The sequence below is a fragment of the Pseudomonas sp. PWP3-1b2 genome (assembly GCF_049896045.1).
GTDB lineage: Bacteria > Pseudomonadota > Gammaproteobacteria > Pseudomonadales > Pseudomonadaceae > Aquipseudomonas > Aquipseudomonas antarctica_B.
Window position 1 is genome coordinate 116,025 of the sequence record NZ_JAFCTN010000007.1, and the last position, 18,229, is coordinate 134,253.

Annotated in this window: 21 protein-coding genes; 20 read left to right on the forward strand and 1 reads right to left on the reverse strand. The window is 58.9% G+C overall.

Going from position 1 to position 18,229, the window contains the following annotated elements; all coding sequences use genetic code 11:
* Window positions 1–3 precede the first annotated feature (3 nt).
* The 5 genes from tgt (at window position 4) to ACP7A2_RS07190 (ending at window position 5,021) form a co-directional block, all read left to right on the forward strand.
* The gene (gene tgt / locus ACP7A2_RS07170) at window positions 4–1,119 is read left to right on the forward strand and encodes a tRNA guanosine(34) transglycosylase Tgt (protein ID WP_375068404.1); all 1,116 of its coding nucleotides are present in this window, start codon (window positions 4–6) and stop codon (window positions 1,117–1,119) included.
* Between the two features lie 43 nt (window positions 1,120–1,162).
* Window positions 1,163–1,501, forward strand: coding sequence for a preprotein translocase subunit YajC (gene yajC, locus ACP7A2_RS07175; RefSeq protein ID WP_003175975.1), 339 nt, complete (start codon window positions 1,163–1,165; stop codon window positions 1,499–1,501).
* Between the two features lie 62 nt (window positions 1,502–1,563).
* Window positions 1,564–3,432, forward strand: a complete 1,869-nt coding sequence (gene secD / locus ACP7A2_RS07180) for a protein translocase subunit SecD (RefSeq protein WP_426133651.1) — start codon at window positions 1,564–1,566, stop codon at window positions 3,430–3,432.
* Window positions 3,433–3,441: 9 nt separating this feature from the next.
* Window positions 3,442–4,356, forward strand: a complete 915-nt coding sequence (gene secF / locus ACP7A2_RS07185; RefSeq protein WP_078738993.1) for a protein translocase subunit SecF — start codon at window positions 3,442–3,444, stop codon at window positions 4,354–4,356.
* A 122-nt stretch (window positions 4,357–4,478) separates the two neighbouring features.
* Complete coding sequence (locus ACP7A2_RS07190; protein WP_348056570.1) at window positions 4,479–5,021, forward strand: glycine zipper 2TM domain-containing protein; 543 nt, start codon at window positions 4,479–4,481, stop codon at window positions 5,019–5,021.
* Between the two features lie 207 nt (window positions 5,022–5,228).
* Here the strand turns inward: ACP7A2_RS07190 and suhB are convergent, their stop codons facing one another.
* Entirely contained in the window at window positions 5,229–6,044 is an 816-nt protein-coding gene (gene suhB / locus ACP7A2_RS07195) for an inositol-phosphate phosphatase (RefSeq protein WP_015885749.1), read from the reverse strand.
* Window positions 6,045–6,189: 145 nt separating this feature from the next.
* On the opposite strand from suhB, the gene trmJ reads away from it, so the two are divergent.
* The 15 genes from trmJ (at window position 6,190) to ispG (ending at window position 18,213) form a co-directional block, all read left to right on the forward strand.
* On the forward strand, window positions 6,190–6,960 hold the full coding sequence (trmJ, locus tag ACP7A2_RS07200; protein WP_426133652.1) for a tRNA (cytosine(32)/uridine(32)-2'-O)-methyltransferase TrmJ: 771 nt from the start codon (window positions 6,190–6,192) through the stop codon (window positions 6,958–6,960).
* Between the two features lie 2 nt (window positions 6,961–6,962).
* A complete protein-coding gene (gene cysE, locus ACP7A2_RS07205; protein ID WP_426133653.1) occupies window positions 6,963–7,748 on the forward strand; it encodes a serine O-acetyltransferase in 786 nt (261 codons plus the stop codon).
* Between the two features lie 299 nt (window positions 7,749–8,047).
* Window positions 8,048–8,539 (forward strand): Fe-S cluster assembly transcriptional regulator IscR, encoded by a 492-nt coding sequence (iscR, locus tag ACP7A2_RS07210; RefSeq protein WP_003194020.1) that lies wholly within the window; start codon window positions 8,048–8,050, stop codon window positions 8,537–8,539.
* A 50-nt stretch (window positions 8,540–8,589) separates the two neighbouring features.
* Window positions 8,590–9,804 (forward strand): IscS subfamily cysteine desulfurase, encoded by a 1,215-nt coding sequence (locus tag ACP7A2_RS07215; RefSeq protein WP_426133654.1) that lies wholly within the window; start codon window positions 8,590–8,592, stop codon window positions 9,802–9,804.
* Window positions 9,805–9,903: 99 nt separating this feature from the next.
* Window positions 9,904–10,290, forward strand: a complete 387-nt coding sequence (iscU, locus tag ACP7A2_RS07220; RefSeq protein WP_003209682.1) for a Fe-S cluster assembly scaffold IscU — start codon at window positions 9,904–9,906, stop codon at window positions 10,288–10,290.
* Window positions 10,291–10,318: 28 nt separating this feature from the next.
* On the forward strand, window positions 10,319–10,642 hold the full coding sequence (iscA, locus tag ACP7A2_RS07225) for an iron-sulfur cluster assembly protein IscA (RefSeq protein ID WP_003175963.1): 324 nt from the start codon (window positions 10,319–10,321) through the stop codon (window positions 10,640–10,642).
* 8 nt (window positions 10,643–10,650) lie between these two features.
* Complete coding sequence (gene hscB, locus ACP7A2_RS07230; protein ID WP_078738989.1) at window positions 10,651–11,172, forward strand: co-chaperone HscB; 522 nt, start codon at window positions 10,651–10,653, stop codon at window positions 11,170–11,172.
* 51 nt (window positions 11,173–11,223) lie between these two features.
* Window positions 11,224–13,086, forward strand: coding sequence for a Fe-S protein assembly chaperone HscA (gene hscA, locus ACP7A2_RS07235; protein WP_426133655.1), 1,863 nt, complete (start codon window positions 11,224–11,226; stop codon window positions 13,084–13,086).
* A gap of 3 nt (window positions 13,087–13,089) precedes the next feature.
* Entirely contained in the window at window positions 13,090–13,431 is a 342-nt protein-coding gene (fdx, locus tag ACP7A2_RS07240; RefSeq protein WP_348056555.1) for an ISC system 2Fe-2S type ferredoxin, read from the forward strand.
* 14 nt (window positions 13,432–13,445) lie between these two features.
* Window positions 13,446–13,646 carry a Fe-S cluster assembly protein IscX gene (iscX, locus tag ACP7A2_RS07245; protein WP_424083456.1) on the forward strand — a complete coding sequence of 67 codons (201 nt, stop codon included), beginning with the start codon at window positions 13,446–13,448 and terminating at the stop codon, window positions 13,644–13,646.
* A 91-nt stretch (window positions 13,647–13,737) separates the two neighbouring features.
* Window positions 13,738–14,163: a nucleoside-diphosphate kinase gene (gene ndk, locus ACP7A2_RS07250; protein WP_083356869.1), complete on the forward strand. Its 426-nt coding sequence runs from the start codon at window positions 13,738–13,740 to the stop codon at window positions 14,161–14,163.
* A 29-nt stretch (window positions 14,164–14,192) separates the two neighbouring features.
* Entirely contained in the window at window positions 14,193–15,341 is a 1,149-nt protein-coding gene (gene rlmN / locus ACP7A2_RS07255) for a 23S rRNA (adenine(2503)-C(2))-methyltransferase RlmN (RefSeq protein WP_426133656.1), read from the forward strand.
* A gap of 12 nt (window positions 15,342–15,353) precedes the next feature.
* Window positions 15,354–16,112 (forward strand): type IV pilus biogenesis/stability protein PilW, encoded by a 759-nt coding sequence (gene pilW / locus ACP7A2_RS07260; RefSeq protein WP_426133657.1) that lies wholly within the window; start codon window positions 15,354–15,356, stop codon window positions 16,110–16,112.
* On the forward strand, window positions 16,112–17,101 hold the full coding sequence (locus tag ACP7A2_RS07265) for a RodZ domain-containing protein (RefSeq protein WP_426133658.1): 990 nt from the start codon (window positions 16,112–16,114) through the stop codon (window positions 17,099–17,101). Before pilW ends, ACP7A2_RS07265 begins: the two co-directional genes overlap by 1 nt.
* Window positions 17,102–17,103: 2 nt before the next feature.
* Complete coding sequence (gene ispG / locus ACP7A2_RS07270; protein ID WP_426133659.1) at window positions 17,104–18,213, forward strand: flavodoxin-dependent (E)-4-hydroxy-3-methylbut-2-enyl-diphosphate synthase; 1,110 nt, start codon at window positions 17,104–17,106, stop codon at window positions 18,211–18,213.
* Window positions 18,214–18,229: the final 16 nt, after the last annotated feature.

Here is an 18,229-nt window from a genome sequence, read left to right on the forward strand (position 1 = left end):
CGTATGTCGTTTGAATTATTGGCCACGGATGGCAAGGCTCGTCGTGGTCGCCTCACGTTCCCGCGCGGCACCGTCGAGACACCGGCGTTCATGCCGGTCGGTACCTACGGCACCGTTAAAGGCATGATGCCCCGCGACATCGTTGCCACCGGCGCCGAGATCATTCTCGGCAACACTTTCCACCTGTGGCTGCGACCAGGCACGGAAGTGATCAAGAAGCACGGCGACTTGCATGACTTCATGAAGTGGCAAGGCCCGATCCTCACCGACTCCGGTGGTTTCCAGGTGTTCAGCCTGGGCGCCATGCGCAAGATCAAGGAGGAGGGCGTGACCTTCGCCTCGCCGGTCGACGGTTCCAAGGTGTTCATGGGCCCGGAAGAGTCGATGCAGGTACAGCGCGATCTGGGCTCCGACATCGTGATGATTTTCGACGAGTGCACGCCGTACCCGGCGGACGAAGACGTCGCGCGCATTTCCATGGAGTTGTCGCTGCGTTGGGCCCAGCGTTCGAAAAACGCCCACGGCGACAACACCGCCGCGCTGTTCGGTATTGTTCAGGGCGGCATGCATGAAAGCTTGCGCAAACGCTCGCTGGAAGGCCTCGACAAAATCGGCTTCGACGGCCTGGCCATCGGCGGTTTGTCGGTGGGCGAGCCCAAGCACGAGATGATCAAGGTGCTGGATTACCTGCCAGGCCTGATGCCTGCTGAAAAACCTCGTTACCTTATGGGTGTTGGCAAACCGGAAGATCTCGTTGAGGGTGTGCGCCGCGGTGTGGACATGTTCGATTGCGTGATGCCAACCCGTAATGCCCGCAATGGGCATCTGTTCATTGATACAGGCGTGCTGAAGATCCGTAACGCGTTCCATCGCCATGATGATTCGCCGCTGGATCCAACCTGTGACTGCTACACCTGCCAGAACTTCTCCCGTGCTTATCTGCACCATCTGGACAAATGCGGGGAAATGCTGGGTAGCATGTTGAATACCATCCACAATTTGCGTCACTACCAAGTCCTGATGGCTGGTTTGCGCGAGGCTATTCAACAGAGTACATTGGCCGCCTTCGTCGATGCCTTCTATGCCAAGCGCGGGCTCCCTGTGCCGCCCTTGGACTGAGTTTTCCGACCCTAAGATTCACTATTTGCAACTGGAGTGCTAAATGAGCTTTTTTATCTCTAACGCCATGGCTGACGCCGCTGCGCCTGCCGCTGCCGGCCCAATGGGCGGTGGTTTTGAGTGGATTTTCCTGGTCGGCTTCCTGGTCATCTTCTACCTGATGATCTGGCGTCCACAGGCCAAGCGCGCCAAAGAGCAGAAAAACCTGCTGGGCAGCCTGCAGAAAGGCGACGAAGTTGTGACCACCGGCGGTATCGCTGGCAAGATCACCAAGGTTTCCGATGCTTTCGTGGTTCTGGAAGTTTCCGACACCGTAGAAATGAAGTTCCAGAAGGGCGCCATTGCCGCCACGCTGCCAAAAGGCACGCTGAAAGCGATCTGAGTAACAACCTTTACCAATCGACGGGGCGCGCAAGGCGCCCCGCGTTATAAGCGGGCGGCGTGATGCTGAACAAATACCCTCTGTGGAAATACGTACTGATCCTGGCGGTGCTGGCGATCGGTTTTATTTATTCCGCTCCCAATCTTTACCCTGATGACCCTGCGATCCAGATCACTGGCGCCAGCACCTCGCTGCAAGTCAATCAGGCTGACCTGGAACGCGCGAGCAAAGCGCTGACCGACGCAGGTATCCAGGTAAAAGCGGCAACGTTGGCGGCTGATGCGAAGGGCGGCTTGTTGCGCCTGACCAAGGCAGAAGACCAATTGCCGGCCAAAGACGTTGTGCGCAAGGCCATGGGTGACGACTACGTTGTTGCGCTGAACCTGGCACAGACCACGCCAAAATGGCTGCGCAGCATTGGCGCGCACCCGATGAAGCTGGGTCTGGACTTGTCCGGTGGTGTTCACTTCCTTCTGGAAGTCGACATGGACAAAGCCCTCGACGCACGCCTGAAAGTCTACGAAGGCGACGTGAAGAGCCTGTTGCGCAAAGAGAAGTTGCGTTATCGCAGCCTGCCGCAGCTCAACGGTGCCATCCAGCTGGGCTTCTCTGATGAAGCGTCCCGCGAACAGGCCCGTGCGCTGATCCGCAAGAACTTCAACGATTTCGACATCGTACCGGCTGACCTCAACGGCCAACCTGTGCTGCGTCTGGCGATGACCCCAGCCAAGCTGGCGGAAATCCGCGAATACTCCATCAAGCAGAACTTGACCACGGTGCGTAACCGCGTCAACGAACTGGGTGTGGCCGAACCGATCGTTCAGCGTCAGGGTGCCAACCGCATCGTGGTTGAACTGCCGGGTGTTCAGGACACCGCTGAAGCCAAGCGTATCCTGGGTAAAACCGCCAACCTGGAATTCCGCCTGGCGGCTGATCCGGGTGCTACCCGCGCCACGTCCGAAGAGTTTGAGTTCCGTGAAGGCAACCGTCCTCCTGCGTTGATCGAGCGTGGCTTGATCATCACCGGTGACCAGGTAACCGACGCTAAAGCCGGTTTCGGCGAGCACGGCACGCCTGAAGTGAACATCCGTCTGGATGGCCACGGCGGCGAACTGATGAGCCGCGCCACGCGCAGCAATGTGGGTCGCAGCATGGCGGTGATCTTCATCGAGCAGCGTCCGGTCACCACCTACACCAAGCAAATGGTGAACGGTGTTGAGAAAGACGTGCCGGTGCAGACCTTTAAGGAAGAGAAGAAGATCATCAGCCTGGCGACCATCCAGTCGCCGCTGGGTGCTCAATTCCGTATCACTGGCCTGAACGGCCAGGGCGAGTCGTCCGAGCTGGCGCTGCTGTTGCGTGCCGGTGGCCTGGCGGCGCCGATGTACTTTGCTGAAGAACGCACCATTGGTCCGAGCCTGGGTGCTGACAACATCACCAAGGGTGTCGACGCGGCCTTGTGGGGCATGCTGTTTGTGTCTCTGTTCATCATCGCCATCTACCGCTTCTTCGGCGTGATCGCCACTGTGGCCCTGGCGGGCAACATGGTGATGCTGCTGGCCTTGATGTCGCTGCTGGGCGCTACGCTGACCCTGCCAGGTATCGCCGGTATCGTACTCACCATGGGTATGGCGGTAGACGCCAACGTGCTGATCTTCTCGCGTATTCGTGAAGAGATCGCCAACGGCATGACGGTACAGCGTGCAATCAACGAAGGCTTCGGCCGGGCATTTACCGCAATTCTCGACTCCAACCTGACCACTCTGTTGGTCGGCGGGATTCTCTTTGCCATGGGCACCGGCCCCGTCAAAGGTTTTGCGGTGACCATGTCCCTCGGTATCTTTACCTCGATGTTCACGGCCATCATGGTGACCCGCGCAATGGTCAACCTGATCTTTGGCGGGCGTGACTTCAAGAAGTTGTGGATTTAAGGGGCTGCCATGTTACGTACAATCAACTTCATGGGCGTTCGCAACATTGCGTTCGGCGTCACCGTGCTCCTTACCGTTCTGGCGTTGTTCAGCTGGTTCCATAAGGGCCTGAACTACGGTCTGGACTTCACCGGCGGTACGCTCATCGAGCTGACCTACGAGAAGCCGGCCGACGTTACCCTGGTGCGCAACGAGCTGGTCAAGGCCGGCTATCACGAAGCCATCGTGCAGAGCTTTGGTGCAACCACCGACTTGCTGGTGCGTATGCCGGGCGAAGACCCGCAACTGGGTCACCAGGTAGCCGAGGCCTTGCAGAAGGTCGGCGGCGACAACCCGGCGTCGGTCAAACGCGTCGAGTTCGTGGGCCCGCAAGTCGGTGAAGAACTGCGCGACCAGGGCGGCCTCGGCATGCTGATGGCGCTGGTCGGCATCATGATCTACCTGGCCTTCCGCTTTCAGTGGAAGTTCGGCGTCGGCGCGATCGTTTCGCTGATCCACGACGTGGTAGTGACCGTGGGTATCCTGGCCTACTTCCAGATCACCTTCGACCTGACGGTGCTGGCGGCGGTATTGGCGATCATTGGTTACTCGCTCAACGACACCATCGTGGTATTCGACCGGGTTCGTGAGAACTTCCGCGTACTGCGCAAGGCCACGTTGATCGAGAACATCAACATCTCCACCACCCAGACCCTGCTGCGGACCATGGCGACGTCGATCTCCACGCTGCTGGCGATTGCGGCCCTGATGATCTTCGGTGGCGACAACCTGTGGGGCTTCTCGCTGTCGCTGTTCATCGGCGTACTGGCGGGCACCTACTCGTCGATCTACATCGCCAACGTGGTGCTGATCTGGCTGAACCTCAACAGCGAAGACTTGATTCCTCCTGCTGCTACCGGCAAGGAGGTCGACGACCGTCCTTGATGGAGGGTTGTTGATTGCTGTTACAAAAAAGGCACGAGTATTGAACTCGTGCCTTTTTTTTTGCTCCAAGGCTGGGTATAGCGCGGACGTCTCAGTCCGCTTGTGATGGTCAGGAGGTTCACGTGAACAAGTCGTTACTGGTTGGTGCGGTATTGGGTGCTGTCGGTGTGACTGCCGGGGGTGCTGTTGCCACCTACAGCCTGGTAAAAAGCGGCCCTGAGTATGCGCAAGTGCTGGCAGTGCAGCCGGTGAAAACCCAGATCAAAACCCCGCGCGAAGTCTGCAAGGACGTGGCGGTCACTCGGCAGAAGCCGGTGGAAGATCAGCATCAAATCGTCGGTACCGTGGTGGGTGCCCTGGCCGGTGGCCTGTTGGGTAACCAGGTCGGTGGTGGTAACGGCAAGAAGCTGGCGACTGTCGCCGGTGCGGTAGGTGGTGGTTACGCCGGTAACAAGGTTCAGGAAGGCATGCAGAACCGCGATACCTACACCACGACGCAGACTCGCTGTAACACCGTTAACGACATCAGCGACAAGGTTGTCGGCTATGACGTGCGATACACCTTGGACGGCAAGGAAGGTTCGGTGCGCATGGATCGTGACCCAGGTGGCCAGATTCCAGTAGATAAGGAAGGCCGCTTGGTGCTGGGTCAGAACCAGCAGTAATACTGTTTCCTGGCTTGGATCTAAAATGTGGGAGCTGGCTTGCCTGCGATGGCGGTGGGTTAGCAACCAATATGTTGGCTGACAGTCCGCTATCGCAGGCAAGCCAGCTCCCACATTGGATTGTGTTCAGGTCAGTTGTAATTGGGTTTATCCAAATCCAAGGCATAAAAAAAGCACCCCTCGGGGTGCTTTTTTGTGCTCGCTCGCTTAGCGCTTCAGCGAAGCCGGCAGGTGCGGCTGAATCGCCGTCAGTACTGCCTTGAAGCATTTGGTGTTGCCCGCTACCACGTGGCCTTTTTCAAGGAAGTCGTGACCGCCAGTGAAGTCGCTCACCAAGCCGCCTGCTTCCTGAATCAGCAGCGCACCTGCAGCCATGTCCCACTCGGACAGGCCCGACTCCCAGAATGCATCAAAACGACCGGCAGCTACATAAGCCAAATCGAGGCTGGCTGCGCCGGCACGGCGGATGCCGGCGGTCTGGCCAACCAGGGCGCGGAACATGCCCAGGTAGTTTTCCAGGTTGTCCATTTGGTCGTCACGGAACGGGAAGCCGGTGCCCAGCAGGGCGCCGTCCAGGCTGGTGCGACCGCTGACGCGCAGGCGACGACCATTCAGTTGGGCGCCACGGCCACGGCTGGCGGTAAATTCTTCCTGGCGAACCGGGTCCAGCACAACAGCGTGTTCCAGGCGGCCACGGTATTTACAGGCGATGCTCACGGCAAAGTGTGGGATGCCGCGCAGGAAGTTGGTGGTGCCATCCAGTGGGTCGATGATCCACAGGTAGTCTTCGCCTTCGCCGCTGCCTTTGTGCATGCCGGTTTCTTCACCGAGGATGCCGTGGGTAGGGTAGGCCTTGCGCAGCGCGTCGATGATTTTCTGTTCGGCGGCGCGATCCACCTCGGATACGTAATCCTTGGCGTCTTTTTCGTCGACCTTGATGGTATCCAGGCGCTCGATGGAGCGGAAGATCAATTCACTGGCGCTGCGGGCGGCGCGCAGCGCGATATTCAGCATGGGCTGCATGGATAGGTCACCTAAGGTTGTTAAAGAAAGCCGGGCAGTTTAGCAGAAACTTTCTTCAGGTGAAGGACGACGTTAGCTTTCATGGCATAACCTTAGGCTGTTCTGTAAGATTTGCTCCCCTTTCCTGTGTCCGAGAGCGCCTCCCTTGCTGCAAAACATTCGTGTCGTCTTGGTCAATACCAGTCATCCCGGCAACATCGGCGGGGTGGCGCGAGCCATGAAAAACATGGGGCTGACGCGCCTGGTGCTGGTCGACCCGCGCGTGTTCCCACACCACGAGGCCGATGCCCGCGCATCCGGCGCCAATGACCTGCTGGAAAACGCCCAGGTTGTCGCCACCCTGGAAGATGCCTTGGTTGGCTGCAACCTGGTGCTTGGCACCAGCGCCCGCGACCGGCGCATCCCCTGGCCATTGCTGGACCCGCGTGAATGCGGCACCAAAGTGGTCGAAGAGGCCGCCGGCGGCGCCGAAATTGCCTTGGTGTTTGGCCGTGAAGATTCCGGCCTGACCAATGAAGAGCTGCAGCGATGTCATTACCACGTGCACATTCCATCAGACCCTGAGTTCAGCTCGCTGAACCTCGGGGCAGCGGTGCAGGTGTTGAGTTATGAAGTGCGCATGGCCTGGCTGGCCGCACAAGGTCAGCCGAGCAAAGTGGAAAAGGACGAGGTAGCGTCGACCAAAAGTGGCGAATTGGCCACGATGGACGAACTGGAGCGGTTCTATGGGCACCTTGAGCAAACCCTGGTCGCCATCGAATTTCTCGACCCTGAAAAACCACGGCATTTGATGGCGCGCCTGCGTCGCCTGTACGGGCGCAGCTCGGTCAGCCGAGCGGAAATGAATATATTGCGTGGCATCCTCACGGAAACCCAAAAAGCGGCCCGTGGTGAGCTTCTTAAGCGGAAGGATTAAACATGTTCGAGCGTTTGCGAGAAGATATCCAGAGCGTTTTCCACCGTGACCCGGCGGCGCGCAATGCCTTTGAAGTGCTGACCTGCTACCCGGGCATGCACGCGATCTGGATTCACCGCCTGTCCGGCGCCTTGTGGGGCATGGGCTGGAAATGGCTGGCGCGGCTGGTGTCGAACTTCGGTCGCTGGTTGACCGGGATCGAGATTCATCCGGGGGCCAAGGTGGGGCGTCGCTTCTTTATTGATCACGGCATGGGCATCGTGATCGGCGAGACCGCCGAAATCGGTGACGATGTGACGCTGTATCAAGGTGTGACGTTGGGCGGTACCAGTTGGAACAAAGGCAAGCGTCACCCGACCTTGGGTGATGGTGTTGTGGTGGGGGCGGGCGCCAAGGTGCTTGGTCCGTTTACCGTCGGCGCCGGCGCCAAAGTCGGCTCTAACGCGGTGGTCACCAAGGCCGTGCCGCCTGGCGCCACCGTGGTCGGCATTCCTGGTCGCATCATCGTCAAGCCGGAAGTCGGTGACGAGCAGGAAGCCAAGCGCAAGGCTATGGCTGAGAAGATTGGCTTTGATGCCTACGGCGTCAGCGAGGACATGCCTGACCCTGTGGCTCGTGCGATTGGCCAGTTGCTGGATCATCTGCAAGCCGTCGACGGTAAGCTGGACGGCATGTGCGGCGCGCTGAAGGATTTGGGCAGCACGTACTGTGCGAAAGATCTGCCTGAGTTGCGCGAAGAAGACTTCGCCGAGATCAAGGACGAAGCCGCCACCACCAAGGCTGGCTAGATCTTCAGGTCGAAACAAACTCCTGTGGGAGCTGGCTTGCCTGCGATAGCGGTCTGCCAGCCACCCCTTGAGCCACTGATCCACCGCGATCGCAGGCAAGCCAGCTCCCACATTTGATCTTCATTGGTCTTGAGACAGGGCTCCGATCCGGTTCCCGCTGTTCCATCCCACCCCATCCTGCTATGATTCGCGCGCCCTTTTTACGGGTAATCCTGACTAAAGTACTAGGTCTTATAGTTGACTTAAATACTCGGGAATCGCATACTTGCTCCCATTCTGAAACACCTTGGTACTTGTCCATGAGACTGACTACAAAAGGCCGATACGCGGTAACCGCCATGCTGGATCTGGCCTTGCACGCGCAAACTGGGCCGGTGTCCCTGGCCGATATCTCCGAGCGCCAAGGCATTTCCCTGTCCTACCTCGAGCAACTGTTCGCCAAATTGCGCCGCAGCAATTTGGTGTCCAGCGTGCGTGGGCCGGGTGGTGGCTATCAGTTGTCCCGCGACATGCAGGGAATTCAGGTAGCTCAGGTAATCGACGCCGTTAACGAATCCGTCGATGCCACCAAATGCCAGGGCCTGGGTGATTGCCACGCCGGCGACACCTGCCTGACGCACCACTTGTGGTGTGACTTGAGCCTGCAGATCCATGAGTTTTTGAGTGGTATCAGCTTGGCTGATCTTGTGACTCGCCGTGAGGTGCAAGAAGTAGCCCAGCGTCAGGACCAGCGCCGATGCAACACCAAGGCGCCGCGTCTGGACAAGATTGAAGCGTCCGCCGTCGAGTGACAGCCGAAGAGCTAACGGCACGCCAGCCAGCCTGATTTAGGAGAAAGTCCATGAAATTGCCGATTTACCTTGATTACTCAGCGACCACCCCGGTTGATCCGCGTGTCGCGCAAAAAATGAGCGAATGCCTGCTGGTTGACGGAAACTTCGGCAACCCGGCCTCCCGTTCCCATGTATTCGGCTGGAAAGCCGAGGAGGCGGTCGAGAACGCTCGTCGCCAGGTCGCCGATCTGGTTAACGCCGACCCGCGCGAAATCGTCTGGACCTCCGGTGCCACCGAGTCTGACAACCTGGCAATCAAGGGCGCGGCGCATTTCTACGCGACCAAAGGCAAGCACCTGATCACCACCAAGATTGAGCACAAGGCTGTCCTCGACACTATGCGCCAACTGGAGCGTGAGGGTTTCGAGGTGACTTACCTTGAGCCAACCACCGACGGTATCGTCACCCCGGCCATGATCGAAGCGGCCCTGCGTGAAGACACCATCCTGGTTTCCGTGATCCACGTGAACAACGAAATCGGCACCATCAACGACATCGAGGCCATCGGCGAGTTGACCCGTTCCAAGGGCATCCTGCTGCACGTCGACGCTGCTCAGTCCACTGGCAAGGTCGATATCGACCTGTCGAAGCTGAAAGTCGACCTGATGTCGTTCTCTGCCCACAAAACCTACGGCCCTAAAGGCATCGGCGCTCTGTACGTGAGCCGCAAGCCGCGCGTACGTATCGAAGCTGCCATGCACGGCGGCGGTCACGAGCGCGGCATGCGTTCCGGCACCCTGGCAACCCACCAGATCGTCGGCATGGGCGAAGCTTTCCGCGTAGCCAAGGAAGACATGGCTGCCGAAAACGTGCGCATCAAGGCCTTGAGCGATCGCTTCTATAAGCAGGTCGAGAACCTTGAAGAGCTGTACATCAACGGCAGCATGACTGCCCGTGTACCGCACAACCTGAATTTGAGCTTCAACTACGTCGAAGGCGAGTCGCTGATCATGGCGCTCAAGGACCTGGCGGTTTCGTCCGGTTCGGCCTGTACCTCGGCCTCCCTTGAGCCGTCTTACGTGCTGCGCGCCCTGGGCCGCAACGACGAACTGGCACACAGCTCGATCCGCTTTACATTCGGCCGCTTCACCACTGAAGAGCAAGTCGACTACGCCGCGCAGAAAGTCTGCGAAGCGGTCAACAAGCTGCGCGTTCTGTCGCCGCTGTGGGACATGTTCAAAGACGGTGTCGACATTTCCAAGATCGAGTGGGCGGCACACTAACTATAGAAGCCGCCACCCCAGCTCTGTAGGAACGTGGCGGAAAACGCAGGCGTTTTTACAGGGTTCCATAGCGGCCCTGATGAGTGAGGATTCAGTACCATGGCTTACAGCGAAAAGGTCATCGACCACTACGAAAACCCGCGCAACGTCGGCAAGATGAACGCGGAAGACCCTGATGTCGGCACCGGCATGGTCGGCGCTCCGGCGTGCGGCGATGTAATGCGCCTGCAGATCAAGGTCAACGAGGCTGGCGTTATCGAAGACGCCAAATTCAAAACCTACGGTTGCGGTTCGGCCATCGCCTCCAGCTCCCTCGCCACCGAGTGGATGAAAGGCAAGACCCTGGATGAGGCTGTGACTATCAGCAACACCCAGCTGGCCGAAGAACTGGCACTGCCGCCAGTGAAAATCCACTGCTCCGTACTCGCAGAAGACGCCATCAAGGCGGCCGTTCGCGACTACAAGCAGAAGAAAGGCTTGATCTAAGCATTTGGCGACGAGTAAGGAGTCAACGATGGCTATCAGCATGACAGAAGCGGCTGCGCAGCACATTCGCCGCTCCCTGAATGGGCGCGGTAAAGGTGAGGGGATTCGTCTGGGTGTTCGCACCACAGGCTGTTCCGGCCTTGCCTATGTGCTGGAGTTCGTCGACGAGGTGGTTGCGGAAGACCAGGTGTTCGAAAGTCACGGCGAAAAAGTGATCATCGACCCTAAAAGCCTGACCTACCTGGACGGCACCGAGCTCGATTTCGTCAAGGAAGGGTTGAACGAAGGCTTCAAGTTCAACAACCCCAACGTACGCGGTGAATGTGGCTGCGGCGAAAGCTTCAACATCTGAGGCTATTCGTGGGTACTCCTTGTCATTTCGCTTTATTCGAGCTGCAGCCGAGCTTTCGGCTGGACCTTGAGCAGCTTGCCACGCGCTACCGAGAGTTGGCGCGTGGAGTGCATCCGGACCGTTTTGCTGACGCTTCCGAGCGTGAACAACGCTTGGCGCTGGAGCAATCGGCCAGCCTCAACGAGGCTTATCAGACGCTGAAAAACCCGCCCAAACGCGCGCGCTACCTGCTCGCGATGAAGGGTGGCGAGTTGCCAATGGAAGTCACGGTGCACGATCCCGACTTCCTGATGCAGCAGATGCAATGGCGCGAAGAACTCGAAGAGTTGCAGGACGAGGCCGATGTGGCTGGCGTCGCAGTCTTCAAGCGCCGTCTGAAAGTGGCCCAGGATGAGCTCAATGAAAGCTTCGCAGCCTGTTGGGATGATGCAGCGCAACGTGAACAGGCCGAACGCCTGATGCGGCGCATGCAGTTCCTCGACAAGCTCACCTACGAAGTGCGCCAGCTAGAAGAGCGCCTCGACGATTAACCCAGTGCTGCCCGTGATGCACGCCTGATAGACAGATAAGACCTGATTACCATGGCTCTACTGCAAATCGCCGAACCCGGCCAAAGCCCTCAACCGCACCAGCGTCGCTTGGCGGTCGGGATTGACCTGGGCACCACCAATTCCCTGGTTGCTGCCTTGCGCAGCGGCCTGTCCGAGCCGCTGCCCGACGCCGATGGCCAGGTCATCCTGCCGTCCGCCGTGCGCTATCACGCCGATCGCACCGAAGTTGGCGAGTCGGCCAAGCTGGCCGCGTCTACCGATCCGTTGAATACTGTGCTGTCGGTCAAACGCTTGATGGGCCGTGGTCTGTCCGACGTCAAGCAATTGGGCGACCAGCTGCCGTACCGCTTTGTCGGCGGCGAATCCCATATGCCGTTCATCGACACCGTTCAAGGCCCGAAAAGCCCGGTGGAAGTGTCTGCGGACATTCTCAAGGTGCTGCGCCAGCGTGCGGAAACCACCTTGGGCGGCGAACTGGTCGGCGCGGTGATCACGGTTCCGGCATATTTCGATGACGCTCAGCGGCAAGCCACCAAAGACGCGGCAAAACTCGCCGGTTTGAACGTGTTGCGCCTGCTCAACGAGCCGACCGCGGCGGCCGTGGCCTATGGTCTGGATCAGCATGCTGAAGGCTTGGTCGCCATTTACGACTTGGGCGGCGGCACTTTTGATATTTCGATTCTGCGCCTGACTGGCGGTGTTTTTGAAGTACTGGCCACCGGTGGTGATACAGCCCTTGGCGGCGATGACTTCGATCACGCCATTGCTGGCTGGATCATCAGCGGCGCCGGCTTGTCTGCCGACCTCGACCCGGGCGAGCAGCGCAGCCTGCTGCAAACCGCCTGCGCCGCTAAAGAAGCGCTGACTGACGCCGCAAGTGTTGAAGTTTCCTACGGTTCCTGGTCGGCCCAGCTGACCCGCGAAGCCTTCGATTCGTTGATCGAGCCGATGGTCGCCCGCAGCCTCAAGGCCTGCCGCCGCGCCGTACGCGACTCCGGCATCGAGCTGGAAGATGTTGCGGCTGTGGTCATGGTCGGCGGTTCCACCCGCGTGCCACGTGTGCGTGACGCCGTGGCCGAAGCCTTCGGTCGCCAGCCGCTGACTGAAATCGACCCGGACCAAGTGGTCGCCATTGGCGCTGCGATCCAGGCCGACACCCTTGCGGGCAACAAGCGCGATGGTGGTGAACTGCTTCTGCTCGACGTGATTCCGTTGTCCCTGGGGCTCGAAACCATGGGCGGCCTGATGGAGAAGGTGATTCCACGCAACACCACCATCCCCGTCGCCCGCGCTCAGGACTTCACCACGTACAAAGATGGTCAGACAGCCATGATGATTCATGTGCTGCAAGGCGAGCGGGAGCTGATCAGCGACTGCCGCTCCCTGGCGCGGTTTGAATTGCGCGGTATCCCGGCCATGGTCGCGGGTGCAGCAAAAATTCGCGTGACGTACCAGGTGGATGCCGACGGCCTGCTCAGCGTGGCCGCACGTGAGTTGGCGTCGGGCGTTGAAGCGAGCATTCAGGTCAAGCCGTCTTACGGCCTGACCGACGGCGAAATCGCCAAGATGCTAAAGGACTCGTTCCAATACGCCGGTGATGACAAAGTCGCTCGCGTGCTGCGTGAACAGCAAGTCGACGCCCAGCGCCTGCTCGAAGCCGTGCAGGGTGCCCTTGACGCCGATGGCGAGCGCCTGCTGGACGCCGAAGAACGCATGGTCATCGACCTGCAAATGCAGGAACTGGCCGAATTGATGAAAGGCACCGATGGTTATGCCATCGAGCAGCAGACCAAACGTCTGTCGCAAGTGACCGATGCTTTTGCCGCCCGTCGTATGGACCAGTCGGTAAAAGCCGCCCTGGCGGGACGCAACCTGAATGAAATCGAGGAATAATTAATGCCGCAGGTCATTTTTCTGCCACACGCCGAGCATTGCCCGGACGGTATGGTTGTGGAGGCTGAGACCGGCAAGTCCATCCTCGAAGTTGCCCATGACCACCACATCGAAATTGAAAGTGCCTGCGGCGGTGTCTGCGCCTGCACCACCTGCCACTGCATCATCCGCGAGGGTTTCAACTCTCTGGAAGAAGCCGATGAGCTGGAGGAGGACTTTCTGGACCGCGCGTGGGGCCTTGAGGCGCAATCGCGTCTAAGCTGTCAGGCCAAGGTTGGGACCGAAGACATCACCGTCGAAATTCCGAAATATTCGCTCAACCATGCGGCCGAAGCGCCGCATTGATTCAAGGAAATGTCATGAGCCTGAAATGGGTTGATGTACAAGAAATCGCTATACAACTTGCGCAAGCTCACCCTGAGGTCAATCCTCTGACTGTGAACTTCGTCAAGCTGCGCAACCTGGTAATGGCGCTGCCGGACTTTGACGACATCCCTGACCGGGGTGGCGAAAAGGTTCTGGAGGCGATTCAGGGCCTGTGGATCGAAGAAGCAGACTGAGCCGCCTTTTACGCAGTTAGGCAATACCCAATAACCCGCGTATAATTCGCGGGTTTAATTTTTCGTAAATTACCGTTTCTGGAGTTACACCATGGCTGTTCAACGTACTTTCTCCATCATCAAGCCTGACGCTGTTGCAAAAAACGTCATCGGCGAGATCACCACTCGTTTCGAAAAAGCCGGCCTGAAGGTTGTAGCTTCGAAACTCAAGCAACTGTCCAAAGCTGAAGCTGAAGGCTTCTACGCTGAGCACAGCGCTCGTGGTTTCTTCGGCGACCTGGTCTCCTTCATGATCTCCGGCCCTGTTGTTGTTCAGGTTCTGGAAGGCGAAAACGCTATCGCTCTGAACCGTGAGCTGATGGGCGCTACCAACCCTAAAGAAGCTGCTGCCGGCACCATCCGTGCTGACTTCGCTGAATCCATCGACGCCAACGCTGTACACGGTTCGGATTCCGAAGCCGCTGCTGCTCGCGAAATTTCGTACTTTTTCGCTGCTACTGAAGTAACCGCTCGCTAAGCATTGGCTTAAAGAGTGAGGGTGAATCCATGACTACATCGACTGTTAAAACCAACCTGCTGGGTCTGACTCAGCCGGAAATGGAGAAATTCTTCGACTCAATCGGGGAGAAGCGTTTCCGTGCCGGTCAGGTAATGAAGTGGATTCACCACTTTGGCGTCGACGATTTCGACGCCATGACGAACGTCAGCAAAGCCTTGCGCGACAAGCTCAAGGTTATTGCTGAGGTCCGTGGTCCCGAAGTTGTCAGCGAGGACATCTCCACCGACGGCACCCGCAAGTGGGTGATGCGCGTGGCGTCCGGCAGTTGCGTCGAGACCGTGTACATTCCCCAGGGCAAACGCGGCACATTGTGCGTTTCGTCCCAGGCAGGCTGTGCCCTGGATTGCAGTTTCTGCTCCACCGGCAAGCAAGGCTTCAACAGCAACCTCACCGCCGCCGAAGTGATCGGCCAGGTGTGGATTGCCAACAAATCCTTTGGCAGCGTCCCGGCAACCGTCGACCGTGCCATCACCAACGTGGTGATGATGGGCATGGGTGAGCCGCTGCTGAACTTCGATAACGTCATCGCAGCCATGCACCTGATGATGGACGACCTGGGCTACGGCATTTCCAAGCGCCGTGTGACCCTGTCGACCTCCGGCGTGGTGCCGATGATCGATGAGCTCGCCAAGCACATCGACGTCTCCCTGGCGTTGTCGCTGCACGCACCAAATGACGCATTGCGTAACCAATTGGTGCCAATCAACAAGAAGTATCCGCTTAAGATGCTGCTCGAATCTTGCCAGCGTTACATGGCGACCTTGGGCGAGAAACGTGTGCTGACCATTGAGTACACCATGCTCAAGGACATCAACGACAAGGTCGAGCACGCGGTCGAGATGATCGAGCTGCTCAAGAACACCCCGTGCAAGATCAACCTGATCCCGTTTAACCCGTTTCCCCATTCTGGCTACGAGCGGCCGAGCAACAACGCCATTCGCCGTTTCCAGGATCAACTGCACCAGGCTGGCTACAACGTGACCGTGCGCACCACTCGTGGTGAAGACATCGACGCCGCTTGTGGCCAATTGGTAGGGCAGGTGATGGACCGCACCCGCCGCAGCGAACGTTATATCGCCGTGCGCGAACTTAACGCTGCTGAAGATTTGCCGCAAATTGCTGTGAATCGAATCTGAGAGAGGATCTCTATGCCCTTGCGCCTTGCGCTGCTTTTACTGGTTACCGGCCTCGTGGCCGGTTGTGTTTCATCGGGTTATGACAGCCCTTTGCACACCGATAAAGGCCGTGACGAGGCGCGAGGTGCCTATGTGCAACTGGGGTTGGGCTACCTGCGACAAGGCCTGAGCGAACAGGCCAAGGTGCCGCTGAAAAAGGCCCTGGCGCTGGACGGCGACGATGCTGACGCCAATGCCGCGCTGGCCCTGGTGTTCCAGGCCCAGGCCGAGCCTGAACTCGCCGAACACTATTTTCTGAAGGCCCTGGCTTCACGTCCTGCCGACCCGCGGCTGCTGAACAACTACGGCAGCTTCCTGTTCTCGCAGAAACGTTATGACCAGGCCGCCGCTTATTTCCAGCAAGCCTCCAGCGATACCCTCTACCCGGAGCGGTCGCGGGTGTTCGAGAACCTTGGGGTCACCTCGATGCGCCTCGGCCAGCGCGACAGCGCTCGCCAGCAACTGGAAAAAGCCCTGCATTTGAATGGTCGTCAGCCTCGGGCATTGCTCGAAATGGCTGAGATGTCTTACGAAGACAGGCATTATGTGCCGGCACGTGACTATTACGAGCGTTTTAGCCTGCTCAGCGGGCAAAATGCACGTAGTCTATTGCTCGGCGTGCGCCTGGCCACGGTTCATGAAGAACGCGACACGGCCGCACGTTTTGGCCAGCAACTCGAACGACTCTATCCCGGTACGCCGGAATATCAGCAATACCTGTCGGAGCAATGATGAAAGCGGCGCACCCGGAAGTTGTAGCAGCTAATCGCGTAAACCCAGGCGAGACCTTGCGTCAGGCCCGCGAAAGCAATGGTTGGTCGCTGGCAGAAGTGGCCCTCAAGCTCAATTTGACCACGACGTCCCTGGGCAATTTGGAAACCGGCGCGTTCGATAAGCTGCCTGGGCATACCTTTGCCCGCGGGTATATCCGCGCCTACGCCAAATTGCTGGGCATCGATCAGGCTGTACTGGTTCAGCAATTTGACCAGTTCACCGGCACCGACTCCCAGGGCAGCAATGTGCACGGCCTGGGTCGTATCGAAGAGCCTGTGCGGGTTTCCCACACGATTTTGCGAATTGTAAGCCTGTTGCTGCTGATTGCCGTGATTGGCGGCGGTTTCGTCTGGTGGCAAGACCAGGCGTCCCAGCGCAGCAAGGACTTGACCAGCAACGCCATGGAGCACGTCGAAGTCGAAAGCGCCGACGGCACCACCCAGATTCATCCACTGGATGAGCCGGAAGACCAGGCTGTTGTCGAAGGGCAGGCGGCGCCCCAAGCGCCAGTCACCGCCGAGCAGCCAGCAACGCCAGAGGGCACTGCGCCTGCTGCGACTGCCGTGGTTCCGGCCCCGGCCGTCGCTGCCACCCCGACTACGCCCGTGGCCCCGGCCCATACGCCAGTGTCTCCTGTGACTGCCGCGCCGGCTGCCCCGGCAGCGCCAGCGATGTCGCCGCCTACCACGCCTGCATTGATCGCAGGTGACGGGCACCTTCAGATTACCTTCGTTGCCGACTGCTGGACGCAAGTCAGCGACGGCAACGGCAAAGTGCTGTTTAGCGGTCTCAAGCGTAAGGGAGATACGCTTGACCAGGGCGGCAAGCCTCCTTTGACGCTGCGTCTGGGCTATGCCCGAGGCGCGCAAGTGGCCTACAACGGCCAGCCTGTGGACGTGGCGCCGTTCACCAGTGGCGAGACCGCTCGCCTGAAGTTGGGACAATAGTCATGCACGGCGAATCTCCAATCAAACGTCGCGTATCGCGCAAAATTTGGGTCGGCTCGGTGCCGGTGGGTGGCGACGCCCCCATCGCTGTACAAAGTATGACCAACAGCGACACCAATGACGTGGCCGCCACCGTAGCCCAGATCAACCGTCTGGAAGCTGCCGGTGTGGACATCGTGCGCGTCTCCGTGCCAGACATGGACGCTGCCGAAGCCTTCGGGCGCATCAAGCAACTGGTCAAGGTGCCGTTGGTTGCCGACATTCACTTCGATTACAAGATCGCGCTGCGTGTAGCCGAACTCGGCGTGGATTGCCTGCGTATCAACCCGGGCAATATCGGTCGCGAAGACCGCGTGCGCGCTGTGGTTGACGCGGCCCGTGACCGTGGCATCCCCATCCGCATCGGCGTTAACGCCGGTTCCCTGGAAAAAGACCTGCAAAAGAAGTACGGCGAGCCGACCCCGGCGGCGCTGGTTGAATCGGCGCTGCGCCACGTTGAACACCTTGAACGCCTGAATTTCCAGGACTTCAAGGTCAGCGTAAAGGCCTCCGACGTGTTCATGGCGGTAGAAGCCTACCGCCTGTTGGCCAAGGAAATCGTGCAACCGTTGCACCTGGGTATCACTGAAGCGGGCGGTTTGCGCTCAGGCACAGTGAAATCTGCGGTGGGTCTCGGTATGCTGCTCGCCGAAGGGATTGGCGATACTATCCGTATCTCCCTGGCGGCAGACCCCGTAGAGGAAGTGAAGGTCGGTTACGACATTCTCAAATCCCTGCGTTTGCGTTCCCGTGGCATCAATTTCATTGCCTGCCCGAGCTGCTCGCGGCAGAACTTCGACGTGGTGAAAACCATGAACGATCTGGAATTGCGCCTCGAAGACCTGCTGGTGCCGCTGGATGTTGCGGTGATTGGTTGCGTGGTCAACGGGCCGGGTGAAGCCAAAGAGGCCCATGTAGGCCTGACCGGCGGTACACCGAACCTGATTTACATCGACGGCAAGCCAGCGCAGAAGTTAACGAATGAGAATCTGGTGGATGAGCTCGAAAGGCTGATTCGCCAGAAAGCGGCCGAAAAGGTCGCAGCTGACGCAGCGCTGATCGCGCGCGGCTGATTGAACGAATTTAAGG